Annotated in this window: 15 protein-coding genes; 9 read left to right on the top strand and 6 right to left on the bottom strand. The window is 72.0% G+C overall.

The genetic code is table 11. The annotated features are described in order from the left end of the window. Position 1: 1 nt before the first annotated feature. Positions 2-1384, bottom strand: coding sequence for a 3-hydroxybutyrate oligomer hydrolase family protein (locus ABFX54_RS35750; protein ID WP_346111112.1), 1383 nt, complete (start codon positions 1382-1384; stop codon positions 2-4). A gap of 301 nt (positions 1385-1685) precedes the next feature. Here ABFX54_RS35750 and ABFX54_RS35745 point away from each other — a divergent pair, with 301 nt between their 5' ends. Genes ABFX54_RS35745 through ABFX54_RS35725 form a run of 5 tightly spaced genes read left to right on the top strand, consistent with a single transcriptional unit; the run spans position 1686 to position 6393 of the window. After that, positions 1686-2483, top strand: a complete 798-nt coding sequence (locus ABFX54_RS35745) for an ABC transporter ATP-binding protein (protein WP_346111111.1) — start codon at positions 1686-1688, stop codon at positions 2481-2483. Then, positions 2470-3183: an ABC transporter ATP-binding protein gene (locus ABFX54_RS35740; RefSeq protein ID WP_346111110.1), complete on the top strand. Its 714-nt coding sequence runs from the start codon at positions 2470-2472 to the stop codon at positions 3181-3183. Before ABFX54_RS35745 ends, ABFX54_RS35740 begins: the two co-directional genes overlap by 14 nt. Before the next feature lie 48 nt (positions 3184-3231). Next, a complete protein-coding gene (locus ABFX54_RS35735; protein WP_346111109.1) occupies positions 3232-4473 on the top strand; it encodes an ABC transporter substrate-binding protein in 1242 nt (413 codons plus the stop codon). 10 nt (positions 4474-4483) lie between these two features. Next, entirely contained in the window at positions 4484-5347 is an 864-nt protein-coding gene (locus tag ABFX54_RS35730) for a branched-chain amino acid ABC transporter permease (RefSeq protein ID WP_346111108.1), read from the top strand. Then, positions 5344-6393, top strand: a complete 1050-nt coding sequence (locus ABFX54_RS35725; RefSeq protein ID WP_346111107.1) for a branched-chain amino acid ABC transporter permease — start codon at positions 5344-5346, stop codon at positions 6391-6393. The genes ABFX54_RS35730 and ABFX54_RS35725 overlap by 4 nt, the downstream gene beginning before the upstream one ends. Here the strand turns inward: ABFX54_RS35725 and ABFX54_RS35720 are convergent. The 4 genes from ABFX54_RS35720 to ABFX54_RS35705 form a co-directional block, all read right to left on the bottom strand. Continuing rightward, the gene (locus tag ABFX54_RS35720; protein WP_346111106.1) at positions 6305-8236 is read right to left on the bottom strand and encodes a helix-turn-helix domain-containing protein; all 1932 of its coding nucleotides are present in this window, start codon (positions 8234-8236) and stop codon (positions 6305-6307) included. The genes ABFX54_RS35725 and ABFX54_RS35720 overlap by 89 nt on opposite strands. A gap of 260 nt (positions 8237-8496) precedes the next feature. Then, the gene (locus tag ABFX54_RS35715; RefSeq protein ID WP_346111105.1) at positions 8497-9159 is read right to left on the bottom strand and encodes a TetR/AcrR family transcriptional regulator; all 663 of its coding nucleotides are present in this window, start codon (positions 9157-9159) and stop codon (positions 8497-8499) included. Positions 9160-9400: 241 nt separating this feature from the next. Then, positions 9401-9811, bottom strand: coding sequence for a hypothetical protein (locus ABFX54_RS35710; RefSeq protein WP_346111104.1), 411 nt, complete (start codon positions 9809-9811; stop codon positions 9401-9403). Positions 9812-9866: 55 nt separating this feature from the next. Beyond that, positions 9867-11096 carry a serine hydrolase domain-containing protein gene (locus ABFX54_RS35705; protein ID WP_346111103.1) on the bottom strand — a complete coding sequence of 410 codons (1230 nt, stop codon included), beginning with the start codon at positions 11094-11096 and terminating at the stop codon, positions 9867-9869. A gap of 249 nt (positions 11097-11345) precedes the next feature. Here ABFX54_RS35705 and ABFX54_RS35700 point away from each other — a divergent pair, with 249 nt between their 5' ends. From ABFX54_RS35700 to helR, 3 genes are all read left to right on the top strand, one after another. Next, the gene (locus ABFX54_RS35700; RefSeq protein ID WP_346111102.1) at positions 11346-12062 is read left to right on the top strand and encodes a GbsR/MarR family transcriptional regulator; all 717 of its coding nucleotides are present in this window, start codon (positions 11346-11348) and stop codon (positions 12060-12062) included. A 64-nt stretch (positions 12063-12126) separates the two neighbouring features. After that, positions 12127-13113 carry a threonine ammonia-lyase gene (locus ABFX54_RS35695; RefSeq protein ID WP_346111101.1) on the top strand — a complete coding sequence of 329 codons (987 nt, stop codon included), beginning with the start codon at positions 12127-12129 and terminating at the stop codon, positions 13111-13113. A gap of 176 nt (positions 13114-13289) precedes the next feature. Continuing rightward, entirely contained in the window at positions 13290-15443 is a 2154-nt protein-coding gene (helR, locus tag ABFX54_RS35690; RefSeq protein WP_346111099.1) for an RNA polymerase recycling motor ATPase HelR, read from the top strand. A gap of 29 nt (positions 15444-15472) precedes the next feature. On the opposite strand, the gene ABFX54_RS35685 is transcribed toward helR, so the two are convergent. After that, the gene (locus ABFX54_RS35685; RefSeq protein ID WP_346111098.1) at positions 15473-16417 is read right to left on the bottom strand and encodes a LysR family transcriptional regulator; all 945 of its coding nucleotides are present in this window, start codon (positions 16415-16417) and stop codon (positions 15473-15475) included. Between the two features lie 142 nt (positions 16418-16559). Between ABFX54_RS35685 and ABFX54_RS35680 the strand changes: the two genes are divergently transcribed. Continuing rightward, entirely contained in the window at positions 16560-17378 is an 819-nt protein-coding gene (locus ABFX54_RS35680) for an alpha/beta fold hydrolase (RefSeq protein ID WP_346111097.1), read from the top strand. Positions 17379-17656 lie beyond the last annotated feature (278 nt).

Genomic DNA, 17656 nt, shown 5'->3' with positions numbered 1-17656 from the left:
GTCAGCCGATCGAGCAGGTGTTGGCCACGTCGCCCGAGGTCTGACGCGGGATGGTGGCACTGGGCGGCGGCTGCTGCTGCCCGGACGTCCAGCGCTCCAGCGCCTCGAACGCGGTCCGCATGCACGGGAGCAGCGGCCGCATCCGGTCGGGGAACATGTCGTACTCGATGTCGAGGTGGGAGGCGCCCTCGATCCGGTAGTAGCGGTGCCGGGCGGCCATGCCCTGCGCGCGCACCGACTTGGCGTACGCGTCGCCGTGCACCTTGATCGGCAGCAGCGCGTCCAGCGTCCCCTGCACGGTGATCAGCGGCTTGCCGATGCGGCCGGTGTGCGCGACCTTCCGCACCGCCTGCTGCACGCTCCGCGGACGGGCGTAGAAGTCGTAGTCGGCGTCGCAGTTCGGCGTGCCGCTCTGGCAGAACGGGATGCCCGCGTCGAGGTCGCCGTCGAAGTCCGGGTCGAGCTCCTCGCGGACTTTGCGCTGGGTGCCGTCCCACAGGATGCGGTAGTTGAAGTCCCACAGGAACTCCGAGCCGGGCTCGAAGCCGGCCCGCAGCATCGCGGCGTGCGCCTCAGGGTCGCCGGTGGCCGCGTACTTGGGATATTCGCGCAGCGCCACCGGCAGGTAGGTGAGCGCGTTGGGCCGGCCGTCCGCCGTCCAGAAGGTGCCTTCTGAGTCGACGCCGCCGTCGTACAGCTCGGGGTGGTTCTCCAGCGCCCAGCGCACGAGCTGGCCGCCGTTGGAGATGCCCATCGCGTACGTCCTGCGTAGCTTCTTCCCGTAATGCCGGGCCACGGTCGCCCGGGCCGCGACGGTCACCTCGGTCATCCGGCGGTACCACTCGGCGATGGCGTCGCCAGGCCGTTGCCCGTCGTGGTAGAAGCCCAGGTCGACGTTGCCCTTGTCGGTCGAGGCGTAGGCGTAGCCCTTGGCCAGGACCCAGTCGGAGATGGTGAAGTCGTTGGCGTACTGGCGGGGGTTGCCCGGCGCCCCGGCGACGACCAGGCCGCCGTTCCACCGCTCGGGCAGCCGGATGACGAACTGCGCGTCGTGGTTCCAGCCGTGGGTGGGGTTGCCGGTGGAGGTGTCGTCGAAGTAGCCGTCGATCTGGATCCCCGGCACGCCGCTCGGGTTGCGGGTGCCCGTCGAGTGCAGCCCCGTCCAGTCGGCCGGATCGGTGTGTCCCGAGGCGGTCGTGCCGGCGGTGGTCAGGTCGTCCAGGCAGGCGGCGACCTGGTGCCGCGCGCCCGGCACGTGGAGCTTGCCGATCCGGGCGCAGCGGGCGTCGGCGGGCGCGGCGGCGGCCACCGGCGCCAGGGGGAGAGCCAGGAACGTGGCCACCAAAGCCGGGAGGAGGGTGGATCTGCGGAGCGGAAAGGACATGTGCGACTCCCATCGGTCAGGCCGTGGTGGACGCCATGGTGATCGACGGAGACGGGCGCGGCGACGTATGCGGTCGCCACTGTTCCCCGGCTACCTGTGGACACGACCTCCACCGCCGCGCCGCCGGCGAGCCGGCCGGATCGGCGGCGGGCGGCACGGGGAAGCCCGAGCGCCGAACGGGTGTGTACCACCGCACATCAGGCCGTACGAATGTGGAGGTGCCTCACCTGGTCCGCCGTCCGGGCCGCCACCTAGCGTTCACGGTGTTCCAGCTCACCTTGTGAGTCGTGAGGAGGGGTGCATGGGCGAAGGTCCCGCGGCAGGCCCGCACGATGCCGGATCCGTCCCCGTCCTGCGGGCGCGAGGACTGGCCAGGGAGTTCCGCGGCTTCCGCGCCGTGGACGGCGTCGACCTGGACGTGGCCGAGGGCAGCGTGCACGCCCTGGTGGGACCCAACGGCGCCGGCAAGACCACCCTGTTCAACCTGCTCACCGGCTTCCTCAAGCCGACCGCGGGCAGCGTCGTGATCGACGGCCACAGGGAGCTGGTCGGGCGCAGCCCCGAGGCGATCAGCCGGCTGGGCCTGGCGCGCTCGTTCCAGATCACCAGCCTGTTCGCCGAGCTGACCCCGCTGCAGCACCTGGAGCTGGCGCTGGCCGGGCCGACCGGGCTCGGCTGGCGGTTCTGGCGCTCCGACCGCGCGCTGGCCCGCTTCACCGCCCCGGCCGCCGAGCTGCTGGCCCGGGTCGGGCTGGCCGGACACGGCGACGTCCCCGCGGGCTCGCTGTCGTACGGCCGCAAAAGAGCCCTGGAACTGGCGCTCGCCCTGGCGCTCGACCCGAAGGTGCTGCTGCTCGACGAGCCGACGGCCGGGATGGGCGCGGAGGACGTGGACCGCACCATCGAGCTCGTCCAGGAGATCCGCACGGGCCGCACCGTGGTCATGGTCGAGCACAACATGAACGTGGTCGCCAGCCTCGCCGACCGGGTGACCGTGCTCCAGCACGGCAAGGTGCTGGTCGAGGGCCCGTACGCCGAGATCCGCCACGATCCTCGCGTCATCACCGCCTACCTGGGGGACTCCGATGTTGCGCGTTGACGGGCTGTCCGCCTGGTACGGCGAGGCGCAGGCGCTGCGCGAGGTGTCGATGCGGGTCGACGAGGGCGAGATCGTCACCCTCGTGGGCCGCAACGGCGCCGGCAAGACCACCCTGCTGCGCTGCCTGATGGGTCTGCACGGCGCCTACGGCAGGACCACGGGCACGATCTCGGTGTCCGGCGACGACGTCACCGGGCTGCCCCCGCACGCCAGGGCCCGCCGCGGCCTCGGCTACGTCCCCGATGACCGCGGCATCTACGCCACTTTGTCGGTGGAGGAGAACCTCACGCTCGCGCCGGTGGTGAAGGGCGGCGGCGGCCCTGAGCCGTGGTCGCTGGAGCGCGTGTACGAGACGTTCCCGCACCTGAGGGAGCGGCGCCGCTCGCCGGGCACGACGTTGTCGGGCGGTGAGCAGCAGATGCTCGTGCTGGCCAGGGTGCTGCGCACGGGCGCCCGGCTGCTGCTGTGCGACGAGCCGACCGAGGGCCTGTCGCCGCTGTTCGTCCAGCGCATCGGCGAGATCCTGCGCGAGGTCAGGGCGGCGGGCACGACGGTGCTGCTGGTCGAGCAGAACGTGCACTTCGCCGCCGCCGTCGCCGACCGCCACTACCTGCTCGCGGAAGGACGGATCGTCGAGTCGCTGGATCGCGACCAGGTCCGCGAACGCGAGCACCAGTTACTCGAATACCTCGGAATCTGACGACCGCCGACAGAACGGCCGAGCGCCCGGGAACAGAGGAGATGCCGTATGAGAATCACGGGCTGGAGCGGCGGACTGGCCGCCGCCGCGCTGCTGCTGGCCGGATGCGGAGGCGGGCCGGGCGGCGGCGGGGGAGCGATCAGCGACGGCGGGGTGACTCTGGCCGTGCTCAACGACCAGTCGGGCATCTACGCCGACACCTCGGGCCGCAGCTCGATCGAGGCGGTCAAGATGGCGGTGGAGGACTACAAGGCCAAATACGGCGACAAGGCGGTGGCCAAGAAGGTCGAGGTGACCGGCGCGGACCACCAGAACAAGCCCGAGATCGCCAACTCCAAGGCACAGGAGCTCTACGACCGCCAGAAGGCGGACGTGATCCTCGACGTACCCACCTCCTCCGCCGCGCTCGCCGTCGCCACCGTGGCCAAGAACAAGAAGAAGGTGTTCATCGACGTCGGCGCCGCCAGCACCGAGCTGGAGGGCAAGGCGTGCAACAAGTACACCTTCCACTACGGCTACAACAGCTACATGCTGGCCCACGGCACCGGCACCGAGGTGACCAAGGCCGGCGCCAAGAGCTGGTACATCGTCTATCCGGACTACGCGTTCGGCCAGGACATGACCAAGACGTTCAGCACGGCGATCCAGGGGGCCGGCGGCTCCGTGGTCGAGTCGGACCCGACCCCGTTCCCCAACGACAACTTCTCCACGTTCCTGCTCAAGGCGCCGGGGCTCGACCCCAAGCCGCAGGTGCTCGGCACCATGCACGCCGGCGGTGACCTGGTCAACCTGGTCAAGCAGTACAACGAGTACAAGCTGCGCGACAAGGGCGTCACGCTGGCGATCGGGCTGCTGCTGCTCAGCGACATCCACTCGCTCGGGCCCGACTCCCTGGCCGGCACCCGCTACACCACCATGTGGACCTGGAACTTCGACGACAAGACCCGGGCCTGGGCCGACAGGTTCAACACCAAGCTGGGCAAGCGGCCGACCGCCAACATGGCCGCCAACTACTCGGCCGCCCTGCAGTACCTGGAGGCCGTGCAGCGGGCCGGCACCGACAACGCCGACAAGGTGGTGGCGGCGCTGGAAGGTCAGAAGGTCGAGGACATGTTCGTCCGCAACGGCACCATCCGCGCCCAGGACCACCTGCTGCTGCACGACGCCTACCTGGCGGAGGTCAAGGGGTCCGCCGACGTCAAGGAGCCGTACGACTACGAGAAGGTGCTCAACACCATCCCGGCCGCTGAGGCGTTCCAGCCGCAGCCCGACCCGGCGTGCAAGCTGTAGGGCGGCAGGAGTGCTCCAGCAAGCGTTCAACGGGCTGGTGGGCGGGTCGTTCTACGCCCTGCTCGCCCTCGGCCTGGCCGTCATCTTCGGCATGCTCGGCGTGGTCAACCTCGCGCACGGCGCGTTCTACATGCTCGGCGCGTTCGGGGCGTTCATCGCGCTGGACGCGTTCGACCTGAACTTCTGGGTGTCACTGGTGCTGGTGCCGCTGCTGCTGGGCGTGGGCGGCGCCGTGCTGGAGCGGCTGTTCGTCCGGCGGCTGACGCCGCTCGACCCGCTCTACAACTTCCTGTTCACCTTCGGGCTCGCGCTCATCCTCCAGGACCTCGTCCGGCGCGAGTACGGGGTGAACTCCCAGCCCTACCCCCGGCCGGCCGAGCTGGCCGGCACGGTCGACCTGGGGCTGTTCACCTACCCGGCCTACCAGGTGTTCGTGCTGGGAGTGTCGATCCTGATGTGCCTCGCCGTGTGGGTGGTGCTCACCAGGACCCGGGTGGGGATGATCGTACGGGCCGCGACCGAGCGGCCGGAGCTGACCAGGGCGCTCGGCATCGACGTCGGCCGCTGGGTGACGCCGGTGTTCGGCTTCGGGATCGCGCTGGCCGCGTTCGCCGGGGTGCTGGCCGCGCCGATGCGCGCGGTCAACCCGCTGATGGGCGCCGACCTGATCATCACCGTCTTCGCCGTGGTCGTGATCGGCGGGCTGGGCTCGGTGTTCGGCTCGGTCGCCGCCGGGTTCGCCGTGGGGCTGGTGTCGGCGCTGGGCAACCTGTACGTGCCCGCACTCTCCCAGATCACGGTGTTCATCCTGATGGCCGCCGTGCTGCTGTGGCGACCTGCCGGTCTGTTCGGACGTGAGGAGGCGTACCGGTGATCTTGTCCAGGCTGGCCCGCTCGGGCCGGGGCGGGATCGTGCTCCTGGTGCTCGGGCTGCTGGCCGCCCTCGTCCTGCCGTGGCTGATCTATCCGCCGGTCGCGCTGGACATCGCCTGCTGGGCGCTGTTCGCCGCCGCCGTGGACCTGCTGCTGGGCTTCACCGGGCTGTTGTCGTTCGGGCACGCCGCGTTCTGGGGCGGGTCGGCGTACTGCACGGGGCTGATCGTGCTGCACGGCGGGATGCCGTTCCCGGTGGCGATCCTCGGTGGCGCGCTGTTCGCGGCGCTGCTGGCGCTGCCGATCGGCCTGCTGTCGGTACGGCTGACGGGCATCTACTTCGCCATGGTCACCCTGGCCTTCGCCCAGATGATCTACTTCGTGGCCAACCAGTGGCGCGACGTCACCGGCGGCGAGAACGGGCTGCAGGGCATCCCGCGCGAGTTCCTCGGTCTCGACCTGTCCGACCCGTTCTTCTTCTACTACGCGGGGCTGCCGTTCGTGCTGGCCGGGCTGTTCGCCGCCTGGCGGATCGTGCGCTCGCCGTTCGGACGGGTGCTGGTGTCGATCCGCGACAACCCGGCCCGCGCGCGTGCCCTCGGCTATCCCGTCGAGCGTTACCGGCTGCTGGCGTTCGTCCTGTCCGCCGCGCTGTCGGGGACGGCCGGCGGCGTCTTCGCCATCGGCCACGGCTTCGCCGCGCTCGACGGGCTCTACTGGACCACCTCGGGACAGGTGGTGATGATGGTCATCCTCGGCGGCATCGGCACGCTGTGGGGCGGGGCCATCGGCGCCGGAATCGTCGTCCAGCTCCAGGACTTCCTGGCCACCGCCGGGTTCGAGGGCATCGGCATCGTCACGGGCTCGATCTTCATCGTGATCGTGCTGCTGTTCCGCCGGGGCATCTGGGGTACGGCCCGGCACCTGCTGATCTCCCGGCGGCAGGTGGACCCGCCGGTCAGCCCCGCAGCCGGTGCAGGCGCAGAGCCAGCTGAATCTCCAGAGCCCGCTCCGGCTCCTGCCAGTCCTCGCCCAGCAGGCGACTGACCCGGTGCAGGCGCTGGTGCACGGTGTTGATGTGCACGTGCAACCGCTCGGCGGTCCTGGACAGGCCGCACCTGCTGCTGAAGTACGTCTCCAGCGTCCGCACCAGGGACGTGCCGCGGCGGGCGTCGTAGTCGAGCACCGGGCCCAGCGTCGAGTCCAGGAAGCCGCGGGCGTCGCGCTGCGTGCCGATCAGCAGGCCGACGAAGCCGAGCTCGCGGGCGTCGGCGCCGTCGTCCAGCCGGTCGAGGGCGAGCAGCGTGTCGGCGCAGCGCCGGGCCTCCCGGTGCGCGGCGGGGACCCCGGTGAGGTCGCGGATCGCCCCGCCCGCGCCCACCGTCACGGGCGCGGCCAGCGCCGCGCCCAGCTCCTTGGCGACGCGGCGCGCGGTCTCGCCCGGCGCGTCGCCCGGCAGCAGCAGGACGATCTCCTCGCCACGGGCCGCCTCCAGCCCGTGCGCAGCCGCCACGTGCGCGGCCGCCCAGAACGCGGCCCGGCCGCGATGCCTGGGCGAGGCGTAGCGGGCCGAGAGCATCACGTACGAGGCGTCCGCGTCCAGACCGGCCCGGCGCATCCGCGCCTCCAGCGCCGCCGACCCGCCGGCTCGGCCGGCCAGCAGGTCGTCCAGGAGCTCGCCCTGCACCCGTGCCTCCGCCTCGGCCGCGCTGCACCGCAGCAGCAACAGCAGCGCGGTGACCAGCGCGGCCCGTTCCAGGATGCGCCGGTCGGCGTCGCCGAGCTCCGCCGTGGTGCGTAACACCAGCGTGCCCAGCACCTCGCCGGGAGTCGCGATCGGGGTGACCCACAGGTCGCCGTGCCTGGTCGTGCCGCCCCGCGTGTGGACGGAGCCGGCCACGGCCATGGCGGCGTCGATCTCGTCCTCGGAGAGCGGCGCCTGCTCGCCCGACGCGGCCAGGCAGCGGCCGTCGGCGTCCACGACGTGCAGCGCCCCGCCCAGCACCTCGGTGACCACCGCGGCCACGTCGCCGGCGTCGCCGCCCCTGACGACCAGGGCGGTCATCCGGTCGTGCGCCTGCGCGGCCCGCTCGATCGCCGCGCAGCGCGCCTGGATCCTCGCGTTGACCGCGTCCGATTCCTCCAGCGCCGTACGGGTGTGCTCCAGCAGTCGCGCGTTGTCCACCGCCAGCGCCGCGTGCGTCGCCAGCGAGCCCAGCAGCACCGCCTTCTCCGGGGCGAACGGCCGCTGGCTGCGGTTGGCCGCGTACAGCACGCCGACCACCCGGCTGCCCAGCCGCATCGGCACGCCCAGGATCGCCACCAGCGCCTCCTCGGCCACCGCCGCGTCGATGAAGGCGCGGTGCCGGAACTGCGGGTCCGCCGCGTAGTGATCGGTGCTGTACGGCATCGCCGTCTGCGCCACCAGCCCGCCCAGCCCGTCGCCGAACGGGACCCGCAGCCGCCGGAAGGCCGCCGAGATCGACCCGTCGGTCATCCGCATGCGGGTCTCGCCGGACTCGTCGTCGTTCAGCGTCACGTACGCGACGTCCGCGTTGAGCAGCCGCCTGGCCCGGCGTACGACCGTCTCCAGGATCGCGTCCAGGTCGCGCAGCGCGGCCAGGTCGCCCGCCAGGTCGAACAGCGCGCTCAGCTCGGCCTCCCGGCCGGCCTGGCGCCGCATGTCCGCGCTCACCCGCAGCGCCGCCAGCTTGGCGGCCTCCAGTTGCGCCAGCGTCTCGGGCGGCGCGCCCGCCGCCCGGGCCGCGACCACCGGCTCCTCGAACTCGACCGGCGCCGCCTCGCGGGCCAGCAGGTCGAGGAAGACGGTGCACGAGGCGAGGGGCGCGGGGGGAGCGAAGGGGGACTGCACGGTCAATGGCACGGTCATCGGTGCATCCGTCCATGTGCGGTGGGTCGGCGCTGGTCGGGGCGCGGGTACGGCATGGTCACGCATGCGGGCGGGGAACGGCGGGCCGTCCGCGTGAGAAGGTGGTCAGGTCCTGCGTCAAGGCGTGCAAGGGGGCCTCCAGAGCACCACGGGCCGGGGTCTGATCGGGAGTCCGCCGAGGTTACTAAGCGCATAGTCAGGCTGTGAACGGTCGCTTGTCAACCGGTGAAGGCCAAGCCCGGCCGAACGCCGCCCGCGTGTCAGCCCGGGGCGAGCAGCTTCAGCGAGAGGTCGGCGTAGAACTCGCCGAGCTGCTCGGGCGAGTCGGGGCCGTCGAGCCGATACCACCGGACCAGGTCTATGGCCAGCGACAACATCGCCCGCGTGACCCGCGTGACGTCGACCTTCGCGAACGCCCCGTCGGCCACCCCGCGCGCGACCGCGCCCCTGAAGTAGCCGTTGGTCTGGTGACGCAGCTCCACGATCTCGCCGTAGTGCTCGGGCGTGAGTCCGTGCAACTCGATCTGGCAGACGCGGGCGGTCACGTGGTGGCGGGCGTGCCACACGGTGTACGCCGAGACGATGGCGCGCAGCCGCTCGGCCGAACCGTCCAGGCCCGTGATGGCGGGGTCCCTGACGTGGGCGAGGACGCGTTCGTGGCCGGCCTTGACGATCTCGTACAGGACGAGTTCCTTGGACGGGAAGTGCACGTAGAGGGCGGCCGGGCTGAGCCCGACGCACTCGGCGATGTCGCGCGTGGTCGTGGCGTGGAAGCCGTTCGCGGCGAAGCAGCGCACGGCCGACGACAGCAGCCGGCGCTGGACCTCCCCCAGGTCGTCTCGCCACAGCTCGGGAGAGTGGTCCCGCAGCCGTGAGTCGTCCGCCAGATCCTGCGCGGTGAACCGGGCCTGCCGTCGGGCCATCTTCGATCCTCGCCCCCTTCGACCCCGAGTGCGTGGTCTCGATGCCGCCCGCGCCGCCCATCGGACATGCCGGCCACGATGAGGGTGTGGCCCGCCGCGAGTCTTGGTAACTCGCATTCTAGGGCTGACTATGCGCTTAGTCACCGGCGACATGTGACATGCCTGGCACACGATACGGCGGAGCACTGCCGAGTGCTCCGCCGTGGGGAAAAAGAGGGGGATGTGACAGGTGGTGCGTCGGTCAGGCGGCGTCGAGGGCTTCGGTGATCTTGCGGGTCATGTCGGCGACCGTCGGGCTCGGCTGACGGCCCTGGTCGGTGCGGGTGGCCGCCTCGACGGCGACGAGGACGGTCTGGCGGAAGTTGCCCGCCTCCGCCGGGTCCTGCCGCTTGAGCAGGCTCATCGCCGCGGTCAGGGCGGGCAGCACGTGGTCGGCGATGGCGGCCACGGACTTGCCGTTCAGGTCCACGCCGGTCGACTTGTCGGCCAGCACGTGGCCGATCGGGCCGGTGGCGGAGTACAGGGCGATGGAGCCCTTGGTGGCGACCTTGTGCGGGCTGCCCCCGGCGTCGGCGGCGGCCAGCAGCGTGACGGCGCCGTACGCGGCGGTGCGCAGGGTCAGCTTGTCCTGGTCGGTGAGGGTGATGGTCATGGGGGTTTGCTCCTTGTGCGAGTTCTTCAAGGTGGTCGGGCGTAGGGCGCGCTGGTCAGTCGTCGATGGCCTGGTAGAGGGTGGTCCAGAAGTCGTGGACCAGTTGGGCCGGGTCCGGGATGCTCATCCCGACCTGGGTGAGCAGGATGCCGGTGAGCCCCTTGGCCGGGTCGGAGTAGGCCGTGGTGCCGGTGCCGCCGTCCCAGCCGAACTGGCCGACGGAGGCGTAGTCGCCGCGGTAGGTGCGGACCGCCATGCCGAAGCCCCAGCCGCCGTGCTGCCCCTGACCGAAGGACACGTGTACGTTGTCGGTCGCCATGGCGTTCCTGACCGCCTGCTGGGCGGGGGTGAGGCGGTTGGTGGTCATCAGTTCGACGGCCGGCCGCGACAGGATCCGCTCGCCCTCATGCGTGCCGCCGTTCAGCAGCATGTTGAAGTAGGCGTGGTAGTCGTCGACGGTGGAGACCAGGCCCCCGCCGCCGCCCTGGAACGCCGGCGGCTTGCTGTGGCGCCCGCCCTCGGCCTCGTCCCACACGTGGAACTCGCCCGTCTGCGGGTCGGGGGCGTAGAGGACCGGCAGCCGGTCGATCTTGTCGCCGTCCAGGTGGAACCCGGTGTCCTTCATCCCCAGCGGCTCGAAGACCCGCTCACGCAGGAACGTCTCGAAGGTCTGCCCGGTGACCCTGGCCACCAGCACGCCGAGCAGGTCGTTGCTGATGTGGTACTGCCACTGCTCGCCCGGCTGGTACATCAGCGGCAGCGAGCCGAGGCGGCGCATCCACTCGTCGGGCTCGGGCATCGGCTCCGGCAGGTTGGGCGTCAGCCCCTGCTCGAAGACCGCGTTCATGATCGGGGTGCCCAGCGACGTCATGTCCATGCCGAGGCCGAAGGTGGAGGTCAGCAGGTCGCGTACGGTGATCGGCCGCCGGGCCGGGACGGTGTCGTCGAGCGGGCCGTCGACCCGCTTCAGCACCCGCCGGTCGGCGAGCTCGGGCAGCCACTGCTGCACGGGGTCGTCCAGCCGCACCCGGCACTCGTCGAGCAGGATCATCGCCGCGGCCATCGCGACCGGCTTGGACGTGGACGCCATCCGGAAGATCGTGTCGCGGCGCATCGGCGGGCCGCCGTCGTGGCGCATGGTGCCCAGTGCCTCGACATGCGTCTCGCCGCCGCGGCTGACCAGGGCGACCAGGCCGGGGATGCGGCCGGACTCGACCCGCCGGGCCAGCACGTCGTGCAGCCTGCGCAGCCCGCTGACGGAGAAGCCGCCGTTGTCGTGTTCCATCGTGAATCTCCTCATGGATGTTCGGGAATCTCTGAACGACCCTGACAGTACATTGCGTTCAAGGAATCGTCAACAAGCAAAAGCTGGCTGTATAACCTGTTGAAAAGAGCGGGATGGCTTAGTTTTGCAATGACAATGAGAGTGAACGCAATGACGGATCCGAGCGAGGATTGCAATGAGGTGCGCTTGAATGCATACTGTGCGACAGAACGGCGCACGCCGACCAGAGCAGACAGGAGCCGAGCACCGATGCCCGGAGGCAGACTGACCGGCCAGGACCGCCGGCACATCGCGACATGGCTGGCTGAGGGGCTCGGCTACGCGGAGATCGGCCGCCGCCTCGGCCGGCCCGCCTCGACGATCATGCGCGAGGTCGCCAGGAACGGCGGCCCCGGCGACTACGGCGCGGACCGCGCGCAGGAGGCCACCCGGCACCGCGCCCGCAGGCGCAAGCAGGCCCAGCCGCAGCAGCCGGCGATCCCCGACGGCGGCCACGGCCGCGACCCCCAGGCGGTCCAGGAGTTCACCGAGTCCTTCACCGACCTCCTCGTCGGGCAGGGGCTGCCCAAGATGGCGGCCAGGGTCCTCGCCTGCCTCTACGTCACCGACGCCGGCAGCCTCACCGCCGCCGATCTGGTCCAGCGGCTGCGCATCAGCCCGGCCTCGGTCTCCCACGCCGTCACCTTCCTCGAACAGCAGGGCATGCTCAGGCGCGAACGGACTCCCGGCGGGCGCCGCGAACGCTACGTCACCGACGACGACATCTGGCTGCGCTCCATCCAGGCGTCCGTGGACATGAACGAGGCTCTGACGGCCGCGTCGCGGCGGGGCGGCGAGATCCTCGGGCCCGCCACCCCGGCGGGCGACCGCTTCGAGACCGCCGCCGAGCTGCTGTTCCTCGTCAGCGAGGCGCTCCGGCAGGCCATGGAGCAGTGGCAGCGCAACCTGGAGGCGCGGCGGCGCTGAGCGCGTGGCACCCGTTGCCGAGGGCCTGGCGAGCGGCGATGAGGGCGTGACATACTCCGTCACCATGAGGGACCTTGATCGCGTTCGCATGCGGCTCGATCGGGTCCGCGCGGCGGCCGGCGAGATCGATCCGGTGTTCCTCGACACGCCGTCGCTGCCGTGCCCGCCGCTCGGCCAGGCCCTCGGGTGCGCGGTGACGCTGAAGGTCGAGACGCTCAATCCGGTACGGAGCTTCAAGGGACGCGGTACGGAGACCGTGGCGGCCCAGGTCCGGCGGGCGGGCGCGTCCCGCATGGTGTGCGCGAGCGCGGGCAACCTCGGCCAGGCGCTGGCCCACAGCGGCGCGCGCCGGGGGCTCGACGTCACCGTCGTGGCCGCGACCACCGCAAACCCGCTCAAGCTGCGCCGGATCGCCGAACTCGGCGCGGAAGTGCGGCTCGAAGGCGCCGACATCGAGGACGCCCGGCTGCTGGCCCGCGAGCTGGCCCGGGCCGACGGCGCGTACCTGGTCGAGGACAGCCTGGACCTGGCGACCTGCGAAGGCGCCGCCACGATCGGCCTCGAACTCGTCCGCGACGACCCCGAGCTCGACGTCGTGCTCGTCGCCCTCGGCGGCGGGGCGCTGGCCGGCGGCGTGGGCTACGTCGTGCGCTCGCTCGCCCCGCACGCCGAGGTGATCGGCATCCAGCCGTCCGGCGCGCCCGCCATGGCGCTGTCGTGGCGGCGGGGCACGGTCGTCGAGACCGACCACATCGACACGATCGCCGACGGCGTCGCCGGGCGCTGCCCGATCCCCGAGGTGCTGGACGACCTGCTCGTGGTGCTGGACGACGTGGTGCTCGTGGCGGAGGACTCGATCAAGGCCGGTCTGCGCGCCCTCTACGAGCACGCGGGCCTCGTCGTCGAGCCGTCGGCGGCGCTCGGGATCGCCGCCGTGCTGGAGCAGCCGGAGCGCTTCGCCGGCCGGCGCGTCACCACGATCCTGTGCGGCAGCAACGTGCTGCCCGCCGACTTCGCCCGCTGGGTGCTGGAACCGGCCGCACACGCCTGACGCGCGGCGGCGCCGAGGGGCCAGGAACGGGAAAAGCCGCGGGGCGGAGAAGGGGAGAAGAGGAGAAACAACTCCCTTCCACTCTCAACGTATAGCGCACAGGGGGGCTTGCCACAAGGCCCCGGTCATGCCGCAGAATCGGCGGCCGAGGCCGACAGCTGCGCAAACGGGAGTCAATGACTGTGAACCACCTGACCATCAGCGCGTTCGACCTTCCCGCCCGCCTCGCCCCCAAGGCGGACCCGGCGCTGATCGCCGGGGACGAGGAGCGGTTCGCGGCCATCGCGGAGAGTCTGGAAGCGTCGATCGCCGAGTTGTCCGCCCGCCTCGACGCCGAGCGGAAGTCGCCAGGCGGGCTCGGCAGGCAGGCGATGGACCGGGACCTGGAGGTGCATCGGCTGACCGCCCGCCTGCGCGCCCTGCGCCGCTTCGGCCTGGACCTGTGCCTCGGGCACATGGTCGGCGCGGACGACCCCGAGCCCGTCTACATCGGCCGGCTCGGCCTGACCGACAGCGCGGGCCGCCGGCTGCTGCTCGACTGGCGCTCACCCGCCGCGGAGCCGTTCTTCGGCGCCACCCACGCCAACCCGATGGGCCTGACCAGCCGCCGCAGGTACCGCTGGACCCGCGGCCGGATCAGCGACTACTGGGACGAGGTGTTCACCCCCGACGGGATCGAAGGGCACGCCGCGCTCGACGATCAGTCGGCCTTCATCGCCAGCCTGGGCGGCAGCCGTTCGGCCCGGATGCGGGACGTGCTCGGCACCATCCAGGCGGACCAGGACGCCATCATCCGCGCCGGATCGCGCGGCGCCCTCGTCGTGGACGGCGGCCCGGGCACCGGGAAGACCGTCGTCGCCCTGCACCGCTCCGCCTACCTCCTCTACGCGGACCCCCGCCTCGGCCACCGCAGGGGCGGCGTGCTGTTCGTCGGCCCGCACCAGCCGTACCTGGCCTACGTGGCCGACGTCCTGCCCAGCCTCGGGGAGGAGGGCGTACAGACCTGCACCCTGCGCGACCTCGTCGCCGAGGGCGCCACGGCGACGGTCGAGACCGACCCGGAGGTGGCGCGCCTGAAGTCGTCCGCCGGCATGGTGAAGGCGATCGAACCGGCCGTCAGGTTCTACGAGAACCCCCCGGCCGAGGGGATGACGGTCACCACCCCCTGGTCCGACCTCTGGCTGAGCCCCGAGGACTGGGCCGAGGCGTTCGAGGCGGCGGAGCCGGGCACGCCGCACAACGAGGCACGCGAGCAGATCTGGGCGGAACTGCTCACGATCCTGATCGACAAGCACGAGGAGGAGGTCCCGGACGGCCTGCTGCGCACGTCGCTGCTGCGCAACAGGGAACTGCGCACAGCCTTCAACCGCGCCTGGCCGCTGATCGAAGCCGCGGACCTCGTCGGAGACCTGTGGTCGGTGCCCGCCTACCTGCGGATGTGCGCCCCCTGGCTCAGCCCCGACGAGGTCAGACGGCTGCGCCGCCAGGACGCCCAGGCTTGGACGGTCTCCGACCTGCCGCTCCTGGACGCGGCCCGGCAACGGCTCGGCGACCCGGAGGCGTCCCGGCGCAGGCGCCGGCACCAGGCTTCCGTCGCCGCCGAACGCGAGCGCATGAACAAGGTCGTCGACGCCCTGATCGACGCCGACCCCGACGGCGAGGGCCTGGTGACCATGCTGCGCGGGGAGGATCTGCAGAACAGCCTGATCGAGGAGGGCACACCGCCCGGCACCGAGCCCGACCTGCTCGCCGGACCGTTCGCGCACGTCGTCGTGGACGAGGCCCAGGAGCTGACCGACGCGGAGTGGCAGATGTTGCTGCTGCGCTGCCCGTCCAGGAGCTTCACCATCGTCGGGGACCGGGCCCAGGCCAGGCACGGCTTCACGGAGTCGTGGCGGGAACGGCTGGAGCGGATCGGGCTCGACCGGATCGACCTGGCCGGCCTCAGCGTCAACTACCGCACGCCCGAGGAGATCATGACCGAGGCCGAGCCGGTCATCAGGGCCGTGCTGCCCGACGCCAACGTGCCCACGTCCATCCGCGCCGCAGGCGTCCCCGTCGGGTACGGATCCGTCGCGGAGCTGGGCCCGATCCTCGACGCCTGGCTCGCCGAGCACGCCGACGGGACCGCCTGCGTCATCGGCGATCCCACGTTCCAGGAGACCCCCCGTGTCCGGTCACTGACCCCTGAGCTGTCGAAGGGACTGGAGTTCGACCTGGTCGTCCTCGTCGATCCGGAGCGGTTCGGGGAGGGCGTCGAGGGAGCGGTGGACCGGTATGTCGCGATGACCAGGGCGACCCGTCAACTCGTCGTCCTCACCGGTTCCTGACGCCCGGCCAGACCGTTCCGGCGGCGTGATCAGTCGTGCGGGGCGGACTCGGGCTCGGGGAGCCAGGCCGCCGGCGGCGTCGTGAGCCAGCCATGGGTGGCGGCCAGGTCGTCCGCGGCCTCGTGCAGGGCGCGCAGGCCGGGGTGGTCGGTGCCGGGCCGCCAGATCATCGCCCAGGGGAACAACGCGACCGGCTCCACCAGCGGCCGCACGACGGCGCCGGGAACGGCGGGCTGGGTCGTCATGGTGAGGATGGGGGCGTTGCGTTCGCGGATGTGCTGGGCGAGCTCGTCCACGCCCTGAACGTGTGGATGGGCCAGCGCCGCGTCGACCCCGAAGGGCGCCAGCAACTGGAGCACCGCGTGCTCCCAGCCCGGCGTGGCGTGGTTGCCCGCGCGCAGGCACACCCCGGTGCCGCGCAGCGCTTCCAGCGGGACGGCGTCGGCCTCGGCCAGCGGGTGGCGATCGGGCAGCAGCACCGCGATGGGCTCGTACCGTACGGGCCGCTGCCGCACCCCGTCGGCCCGGCCCGGCACGCGGCCGAACGTGACGTCCACCTTCTCGGCCAGCAGCAGCGGCACGGCCGCCTCGGTGCCGGTGTGGAAGCGGGCGAAGAACTCCACCGTGGGAGCCTGCTGGCGGGCCCGCGCCAGCACCAGCGTGGGAGTGAGCCCGGGGCCGACCACGTCGACGGTCAGCGAGCGGCGCTCACCGTGCAGTTCGAGCAGGGTCGAGTCGTAGATCGCGAGGATCTCCCTGGCCCGGCCCAGCAGCAGCGTCCCGGCCGGGGTGAGGGTGACCTGTCGCGTGGTGCGGTGCAGCAGCCGGGCGCCCATCCGGTCCTCCAGCCGGCGCACGTCGCGGCTGAGCGCCTGCTGGGCCAGGAAGAGCCGCTGGGCGGCCCGGCTGAAGTGCAGCTCCTCGGCCACGGCCACGAAGTGGCGCAGCAACCGCATTTCGACGTCGTCGGGCACGCCTCCTTCCTATCCGATTGACGCGCCTGGTGCGTGTATCCCGTTCGAACAGGTGTTGGACTCCGCGCGACCGGCTCGGCCACGATGCAGATCTCACCTTCACCCCGGAGGGGCCGCGACGGCTCCGAACAGGAGGAATGCCATGACCAGCACGATCACCACCGGCACGCTCGACGTCCCCGGCGCACGCCTGCACTACGAGGTTCGCGGGCAGGGGCCGCTCGTGGCGCTGGTCGGCGCGCCGATGGACGCCGTGGCCTTCGAGCCGCTGGCCGGTCTGCTCGCCGCCGGCCACACGGTGCTCACCACCGACCCGCGCGGCATCAACCGCAGCCGGCTCGCCGACCCCGGGCAGGACTCCACCCCCGGCCTGCGCGCCGACGACCTGTCCCGGCTGCTGGCCCACCTGGACGCGGGCCCGGCCGCGGTCTTCGGCTCCAGCGGCGGCGCGGTCACCGCGCTGGCCCTGGCCCAGTCCCGCCCCGATCAGGTGCACACCGTCATCGCCCACGAACCCCCGCTGGTGAACCTGCTGCCCGACCGTGAGCGGGTGCACGCGCGGACCGAGGAGCTCAGGGCCTCCTACCTGGCCGGCGACGTCGTGGGGGCGTGGGCGATGTTCATGGAGCAGGCCGGCATCGAGCTGCCGGACGGGGCGCTGGAGATGATGTTCGGTGGTGAGCGCGATCCGCGGCACGTCGAGGACGAGCGCCGCTGGTTCGCCCACGAGATGGTGCACACCGACCACTGGCTGCCCGACCTCGCCCTCATGCGTACGCTGCCGGTCCGGCTGGTGATCGGCATCGGCGAGGAGTCGGCCGGTCAGCTGTGCGACCGCACCGCGAGGGCCCTGGCGGACGCCCTCGGCGCCGAGCCCGTGCTGTTCCCCGGCGACCACACCGGCTTCGTCGATCACCCCGACCGCTTCTCGGCCCGGTTGCGCCCGCTCGTGACGCGGTGATCGCCCGGCGACCGGCCGATCGGCGGAGCCGGGTCAGCCGTCCGGTGGAGCGGCGGTTCAGCCGCCGTACCGGGGGATCGGCCGATGCGGGGGCGGTCGCGGCGCTGGGACGGTGAGGAGACCCCGGTCTTCAGGGGACCGGCGCCGGAAGGATGGACATGAGTCAGTCGGAGCGAGAGCAGGTGAGCCGGCGGAGGCTGCTCGCCGGCGCGGGGGCCGTGGCGGGCGGCGCGCTGGGCGCGGGGATGGCGGGCCCGGCGACGGCGGCCGTGGCGGCG

Origin of the sequence: Nonomuraea maheshkhaliensis (assembly GCF_039529435.1) — a bacterium.
GTDB lineage: Bacteria > Actinomycetota > Actinomycetes > Streptosporangiales > Streptosporangiaceae > Nonomuraea > Nonomuraea maheshkhaliensis.
The sequence above is the reverse complement of the archived record's forward strand: the minus strand, read 5'-3'. Positions and strand labels throughout refer to the sequence as shown.